This is a genomic window from Streptomyces sp. NPDC101152, assembly GCF_044768275.1.
GTDB lineage: Bacteria > Actinomycetota > Actinomycetes > Streptomycetales > Streptomycetaceae > Streptomyces.
Genome location: NZ_JBIWPO010000024.1, coordinates 86,774 through 93,559 on the forward strand (window position 1 = coordinate 86,774; position 6,786 = coordinate 93,559).

At 69.1% G+C, this 6,786-nt stretch carries 5 protein-coding genes; 4 read left to right on the forward strand and 1 reads right to left on the reverse strand.

Annotation, left to right across the window (positions count from 1 at the left end; genetic code table 11):
* Nucleotides 1–16 precede the first annotated feature (16 nt).
* Complete coding sequence (gene purU, locus ACIRVK_RS27470) at nucleotides 17–889, reverse strand: formyltetrahydrofolate deformylase (RefSeq protein ID WP_404251549.1); 873 nt, start codon at nucleotides 887–889, stop codon at nucleotides 17–19.
* A 218-nt stretch (nucleotides 890–1,107) separates the two neighbouring features.
* Between purU and ACIRVK_RS27475 the strand changes: the two genes are divergently transcribed.
* Genes ACIRVK_RS27475 through ACIRVK_RS27490 form a run of 4 tightly spaced genes read left to right on the forward strand, consistent with a single transcriptional unit; the run spans nucleotide 1,108 to nucleotide 6,665 of the window.
* Complete coding sequence (locus tag ACIRVK_RS27475; RefSeq protein WP_404251551.1) at nucleotides 1,108–2,577, forward strand: aldehyde dehydrogenase family protein; 1,470 nt, start codon at nucleotides 1,108–1,110, stop codon at nucleotides 2,575–2,577.
* Nucleotides 2,578–2,597: 20 nt separating this feature from the next.
* On the forward strand, nucleotides 2,598–3,689 hold the full coding sequence (locus ACIRVK_RS27480; RefSeq protein WP_404251553.1) for a glycine betaine/L-proline ABC transporter ATP-binding protein: 1,092 nt from the start codon (nucleotides 2,598–2,600) through the stop codon (nucleotides 3,687–3,689).
* Entirely contained in the window at nucleotides 3,686–5,686 is a 2,001-nt protein-coding gene (locus tag ACIRVK_RS27485) for an ABC transporter permease (RefSeq protein WP_404251555.1), read from the forward strand. Before ACIRVK_RS27480 ends, ACIRVK_RS27485 begins: the two co-directional genes overlap by 4 nt.
* 13 nt (nucleotides 5,687–5,699) lie before the next feature.
* Entirely contained in the window at nucleotides 5,700–6,665 is a 966-nt protein-coding gene (locus tag ACIRVK_RS27490; protein ID WP_404251557.1) for an ABC transporter substrate-binding protein, read from the forward strand.
* Nucleotides 6,666–6,786 lie beyond the last annotated feature (121 nt).

Consider the following 6,786-nt stretch of genomic DNA (forward strand, 5'->3'; position numbering starts at 1 on the left):
CTCGGTCCCGTCCCGCTCAGCGGAAGACCACCGTGCGGTTGCCGTCCACCATCACCCGGCTCTCGCTGTGCCACTTCACCGCGTGGGCAAGCACCTGCGCCTCCACGTCCCGGCCGACCGTGACCAGCTCACCCGGGTCGAGGGAGTGGTCCACCCGGACCACGTCCTGCTCGATGATCTGACCCTCGTCCAGGTCCGGCGTCACGTAGTGCGCCGTCGCCCCGACGAGCTTCACTCCGCGCTCGTAGGCCTGCTCGTAGGGGCGCGCGCCCTTGAAGCTGGGGAGGAAGGAGTGGTGGATGTTGATCGCGCGGCCCTCGAGCTGCTTGCACAGGTCGTCCGAGAGGATCTGCATGTAGCGGGCCAGGACCACCAGGTCGACGTCCAGCTCGCGAACCAGCTCCAGCAGCCGTGCCTCGGCCTCGGGCTTGGTGTCCCGGGTGACCGGGACATGGTGGAAGGGGACGCCGTAGGTCTCCGCGAGGCTCTCGAAGTCCCGGTGGTTGGAGACGATCGCCGGGATCTCGATGTTGAGGGCGCCGGTGCGCTTGCGGAAGAGGAGGTCGTTCAGGCAGTGCCCGAACTTGGACACCATGATCAGTGTCCGGGTCGGGGTGGCCGCGTCGCGGAGGGTCCAGGAGATGTGGTGTGCTTCGGCGACGGGTCCGAAGCGGTAACGCAGATGTTCCAGACCGACGCTCGGATCGGAAACATCGAAGTGGACCCTCATGAAGAAACGGCCCTGGAGCCGGTCGTCGAACTGCTGGCTCTCGAGGATGTTGCCGGAGTTCCTGACCAGGAACCCGCTCACGGCATGGACCAGGCCCGCGCTGTCGGGACACGAGAGGGTGAGGACGTACTCACGGCCGGGCTGGGGGCGAGGGGACATATGCGGCCTCCGCTGGTGCGTATTGCACAACTTGGTGAGCGATACGCAACATGGTCCAAGCGGAAGGGGCCCTCGGTCAAGAGAGAAGGGACGGTCGGCCCCTTGCTGAATCGTCATCCGCCAACCTCTTGACGTATGTCTTCACATTCGCCAGGGTGTTCCACCACAAGCAATTGGATGCACGATGCGCAACGCATTTCGGTTGAAGGGCTGGGCGCGTGGCAGACCTGTATGTGGACGGTGAATGGCGGGAGCCGGTGGCCGGCGGCCGCCGCGAGATCCGCTGTCCCGCCGACGGCACCCTCGCCGCGACCGTCTCCGAGGGGACGCGTGCCGACACCGAGGCGGCGATCGCGGCGGCCCGCCGGGCCTTCGACGAGGGGCCCTGGCCCCGCACCCCCGAGCGTGAACGCGGCGCCCTGTTGCTGCGCACCGCCGACATCATCGAGCGCGACGCCAAGGACTTCGCCCGCGCCGAGTCGCTGGACACCGGCAAGCGGCTGGTGGAGAGCGAGTACGACATCGCCGACGTCGTCTCCTGCTTCCGGTACTACGGCGGGGTCGCCGGCACCGACGCCGGCCGTGTGGTCGACACCGGCCGCGACGACGCCGTCAGCCGCGTGACCTACGAACCCGTCGGGGTGTGCGGGCTGATCACCCCCTGGAACTACCCCCTGCTGCAGGCCAGCTGGAAGGTCGCACCGGCGCTCCTGGCGGGCAACACGATCATCCTCAAGCCCAGTGAGCTCACCCCCTCCACCTCGATCCTGCTGATGAAGGCGCTCGAGGAGGCCGGCCTCCCGGCCGGTGCCGCCAACCTGGTCCTGGGCGCGGGTCCCGAGGCGGGCGCACCCCTGTCCGAACACCCGGACGTCGACCTGGTCTCCTTCACCGGCGGCCTGAACACCGGCCGGCACATCATGGCCACCGCCGCCGCGACGGTGAAGAAGGTCGCGCTGGAGCTCGGCGGCAAGAACCCGAACGTCGTCTTCGCCGACGCCGACTTCGAGACCGCCGTCGACTTCGCCCTCACCGCCGTCTTCCTGCACTCCGGGCAGGTCTGCTCGGCCGGCGCCCGGCTGATCGTCGAGGACTCGCTGCACGATCGCTTCGTCGACGAGGTCGTCCGCCGCGCACGGCTCATCCGCCTCGGCGGCCCCTTCGACCCCGACGCCGAGACCGGCGCGCTGATCTCCGCGCAGCATCTGGAGAAGGTCGAGGCGTACGTCGCCGCGGGCCTCGCGGAGGGCGCCGTACTGCGCTGCGGCGGCCGCCGGCCCGAGGACCCGGCCCTCGTGAACGGGCACTACTATCCGCCGACCGTCCTCGACGAGTGCACCCAGGCGATGCGTGTGGTGCACGAGGAGTCCTTCGGGCCCGTGCTGACCGTCGAGCGCTTCACCGACGAGGACGACGCCGTCCGCATCGCCAACGACACCGAGTACGGACTGGCCGGCGCCGTCTGGACACAGGACGCCGGCAAGGCCCAGCGGGTCGCCCGGCGGCTGCGTCACGGCACGGTGTGGATCAACGACTACCACCCCTATGTGCCGCAGGCGGAATGGGGTGGCTTCGGGCACTCCGGCACAGGCCGGGAGCTGGGACCGACCGGCCTGAACGAGTACCGAGAGCCCAAGCACGTCTGGCAGAACATCCAACCCCGGCCGCAGCGCTGGTTTAGCGGCTGAACGCCGAAAAGAGGTCGAACGTGACCCCCACACAGACCGAGGTGCCGCAGCGGCGCGGTACACCCAGGGACTCGGACGGCACGCCGGTCATATCCGTGCGCAGGCTGTGGAAGGTGTTCGGGCCGAAGGCCGAGAAGGTGCCGGACTCCGAGGAGCTGTGCGGCCTCAGCCGCCGCGAGCTCATGGACCGTACCGGCTGCACCGCGGCCGTGCGCGACATCGGCTTCGACGTGGCGCCGGGCGAGGTGTTCGTCGTCATGGGCCTGTCCGGCTCCGGCAAGTCCACGCTGGTGCGATGTCTGACCCGGCTGATCGAACCGACCGCCGGCGAGATCGTCTTCGAGGGCCAGGACATCCGCGACGCGGACCCGGCGCGCCTGCGCGACCTGCGCCGCCGCAAGTTCTCCATGGTCTTCCAGCACTTCGGGCTGCTGCCCCACCGCCGGGTCGTCGACAACGTGGCCTTCGGCCTGGAGATCCGCGGCACCAGCAAGTCGGAGCGCACCAAGCGGGCCCTGGAGGTCGTGGAGCTGGTGGGCCTGTCCGGGTACGAGAACTCCTACCCCGACCAGCTCTCCGGCGGTATGCAGCAGCGCGTCGGCCTGGCCCGCGCGCTGGCGGGCGATCCGGACGTCCTCTTCTTCGACGAGCCGTTCTCCGCCCTCGACCCGCTGATCCGCCGTGACATGCAGAACGAGGTCATCCGGCTGCACCACGAGGTCGGCAAGACCATGGTGTTCATCACCCACGACCTCTCCGAGGCGCTCAAGCTGGGCGACCGCATCCTGATCATGCGCGACGGCAAGATGGTCCAGTGCGGTACGGGCGACGAACTCGTGGGCGCTCCCGCCGACGACTACGTGCGCGAGTTCGTCAAGGACGTGCCGCGCGGTGACGTCCTGACCCTGCGCTGGATCATGCGGCCCCTGGCGGACGGAGATCCGCTGGACGGACCCGAACTGGGCCCGGACGTCGTGGTGCGGGAAGCCACCCGGGCCGTCCTCGCGGCCGACAAGCCGGTCAAGGTCGTCGAGAACGGCAAGCTGCTCGGCATCGTCGGCGACGAGGAGATCCTGTCGGTGGTCGCCGGGCAGGAAGGCGACAGGACATGACCGTCGCCCTGGAACAACCGGAGCAGACCGAGGCCGCCGCGCCGGTCGCCGCGGCCAAGGAACCGCGCAGGGTCAGCCGGCCCCTGGTGATCGGCGCGATCCTCGTCGTCTGGCTGGTGCTCTTCGCCGTACTGCGCGGAAAGCAGACCCTGTCGCTGGCCGCGGCGGACCTCACCTCGCTGCACCGCTGGATCAACGACCTCAACGACTCCGTCGGCGCCAACCGCAACTCCAACCCGCTCTTCCTGTACTTCTTCAACGAGATCCGGCTGGTCATCGACAACCTGGTGACCTTCGTCCAGCACCTGATCTCCCAGCCGTCCGGCTCCCGTCCGGTCCCGCAGATCGGCTGGCTCGGCGTCGTGGGCCTCGCGGGCTACGTCTCCTGGGCCGTCGGCAACTGGCGGGTCGCGCTGCTGGCCGTGGCCGGGTTCACCTTCTTCGGGCTGCAGGGCCTGTGGCAGGAGAGCATGGACACGCTGGCGCTCACGGTGTCCGCGGTCCTGGTCGCGCTGCTGTTCGCGATCCCGCTCGGCGTGTGGGCGGGACTGTCCGACCGGTTCAACCGGATCATCACGCCCTTCCTCGACTTCATGCAGACGATGCCCACGTTCGTCTATCTGGCGCCGCTGACCCTGGTCTTCCTCATCGGCGGTGCCTCCGCGACGATCGCCACGGTCATCTACGCGGCCCCGCCGGCGATCCGCATCACCGCGCACGCCATCCGCAACGTGCCGCACACCACGGTCGAGGCGGCCGACTCGCTGGGGGCCACCCGGCGCCAGACGCTGCTGAAGGTGCTGCTGCCGATGTCCAAGCGGACCGTCGTGATGGGCGTCAACCAGACCATCATGGCCGCCCTGGCCATGGTCACCATCGCCGCCCTGATCGACGCGCCCGGCCTCGGCAAGACCGTCGTCCAGGCGCTGCAGTCCCTCGACGTCGGTACGGCCTTCAACGCGGGCCTCGCGATCGTCGTGATGGCCATCGTGCTGGACCGGGTCACCACGGCGGCCAGCGCCCGTGAGGAGCAGGCCCGGCGCTCGAAGAACCACTTCCTGAAGTGGCGCCGCCCGCTGCTGGGCGCCGGCGCGGCGATCGCCGCCGTCCTGGCCTACCTCTCGCACACCTATGTGTGGGCGGCCGACTTCCCCGGCGACGGCACGATCGGCAGCCACATAGCGAGCGCCGCCGACACCGCGACCACCTGGGCGCAGGACCATCTGTCGGGCCTGACCAACGCCGTCCGGGACGTCATCACCAACGGCCTGCTCAACCCCTTCCAGTCACTGCTCACCGACTCCCCGTGGTGGCTGGTCGCAGCGGTCCTGGTCGCGCTGGCCGTGGTGCTGGGCGGCTGGCGCGCGGCGGTCACCACGGCCGTGTGCGTGGGCCTGCTGGTGGGCACCGGCGTGTGGTCGGACGGCATGACCACCCTGGCCTCCACGCTGGTCGCCACCGTGCTGGTGATGGTCCTCGGTGTCGTCTTCGGCGTGTGGATGGGCCGCAGCATGCTGGTGGACCGGCTGATCCGGCCCACGCTCGACGCGGCCCAGGTCATGCCGCCGTTCGTCTACCTCGTGCCGTTCCTGGCGCTGTTCGGCGCGACGCGCTTCACCGCCATCGTCGCGGCGATCGTCTACGCGGCACCGGTCGCCATGAAGATCATCGCGGACGGGATCCGGGCCGTGCCCGAGACCACCGTGGAGGCGGCCATGTCCGCCGGGTGCAACACCTGGCAGATCATCACCAAGGTTCAACTGCCGATGTCACGCAGTGCCCTGACGCTCGCGACCAACCAGGGCCTGATCTACGTGCTGTCGATGGTTGTTGTGGGCGGCCTGGTAGGAGCGGGCGCCCTCGGCTACGACGTCGTGGCCGGCTTCTCGCAGGGAGAGCTGTACGGCAAGGGGCTGGCGGCAGGACTCGCCATCGTACTGCTCGGAGTCATGTTCGACCGGATCACTCAGGCAGCGGCGCGACGCGCGAGCGCTTAAGGAGCAGGACACCATGGCAAGACACTGGAGAGCCGGCGCGGCCGGCCTGGCCGTCCTCGGCCTCACCCTCACCGCGTGCGGCGGGGCGAAGGTCGGCGACACCTCCTCGGGCGCAGGCGCGGGCAGCTCCGGCAAGTGCGGCACCTTCAACCTCGCGGTCAACCCCTGGGTGGGCTACGAGGCGGACGCGGCGGTCGTCGCGTACGTCGCCCAGCACAACCTCGGCTGCACGGTCACCAAGAAGGACCTCAAGGAGCAGATCGCCTGGCAGGGCTTCGGGACCGGCGAGGTCGACGCCGTCCTGGAGAACTGGGGCCACGACGACCTGAAGAAGAAGTACATCACCGGGCAGAAGACCGCCGTGGAGGCCGGCCAGACCGGCAACAAGGGCATCATCGGCTGGTACGTGCCGCCGTGGCTGGCCAAGGCGCACCCCGACATCCTCGACTGGAACAACCTCAACAAGTACGCGTCGAAGTTCCAGACCTCGGAGTCGGGCGGCAAGGGCCAGCTCCTGGACGGCGACCCGTCCTACGTCACCAACGACGCGGCCCTGGTGACGAACCTGAAGCTGAACTTCAAGGTGGTGTACGCGGGCAGTGAGACCGCGCTCATCCAGTCCTTCCGGGACGCCGAGAAGAACAAGAAGTGGGTCATCGGCTACTTCTACGAGCCGCAGTGGTTCCTGTCCGAGGTCCCGCTGAAGAAGGTCTCGCTGCCGAAGTACACGACCGGGTGCGACGCCGTCGCCTCGAAGGTCGCCTGCGACTACCCCGTGTACGACCTCGACAAGATCGTCAGCGCGAAGTTCGCCAAGTCGGGCAGCCCGGCCTACAACCTGGTGAAGAACTTCAACTGGACGAACGACGACCAGAACCAGGTCGCCAAGTACATCGCCCAGGACAAGATGACGGACGACGCGGCGGCCAAGAAGTGGGTCGACGCCAACAAGGACAAGGTGGACGCCTGGCTCAAGTAGCCGACTCCACAGGCCGGTCGGACATGCCCGGCGGGGGGGGGGCGGGCGGGCGCGCCCCCCCCCGGGGGGTTGGGGTGTTCGGGGGGCGTGGGGCCCCCGGTACCCACGGACCGGGCCCCCG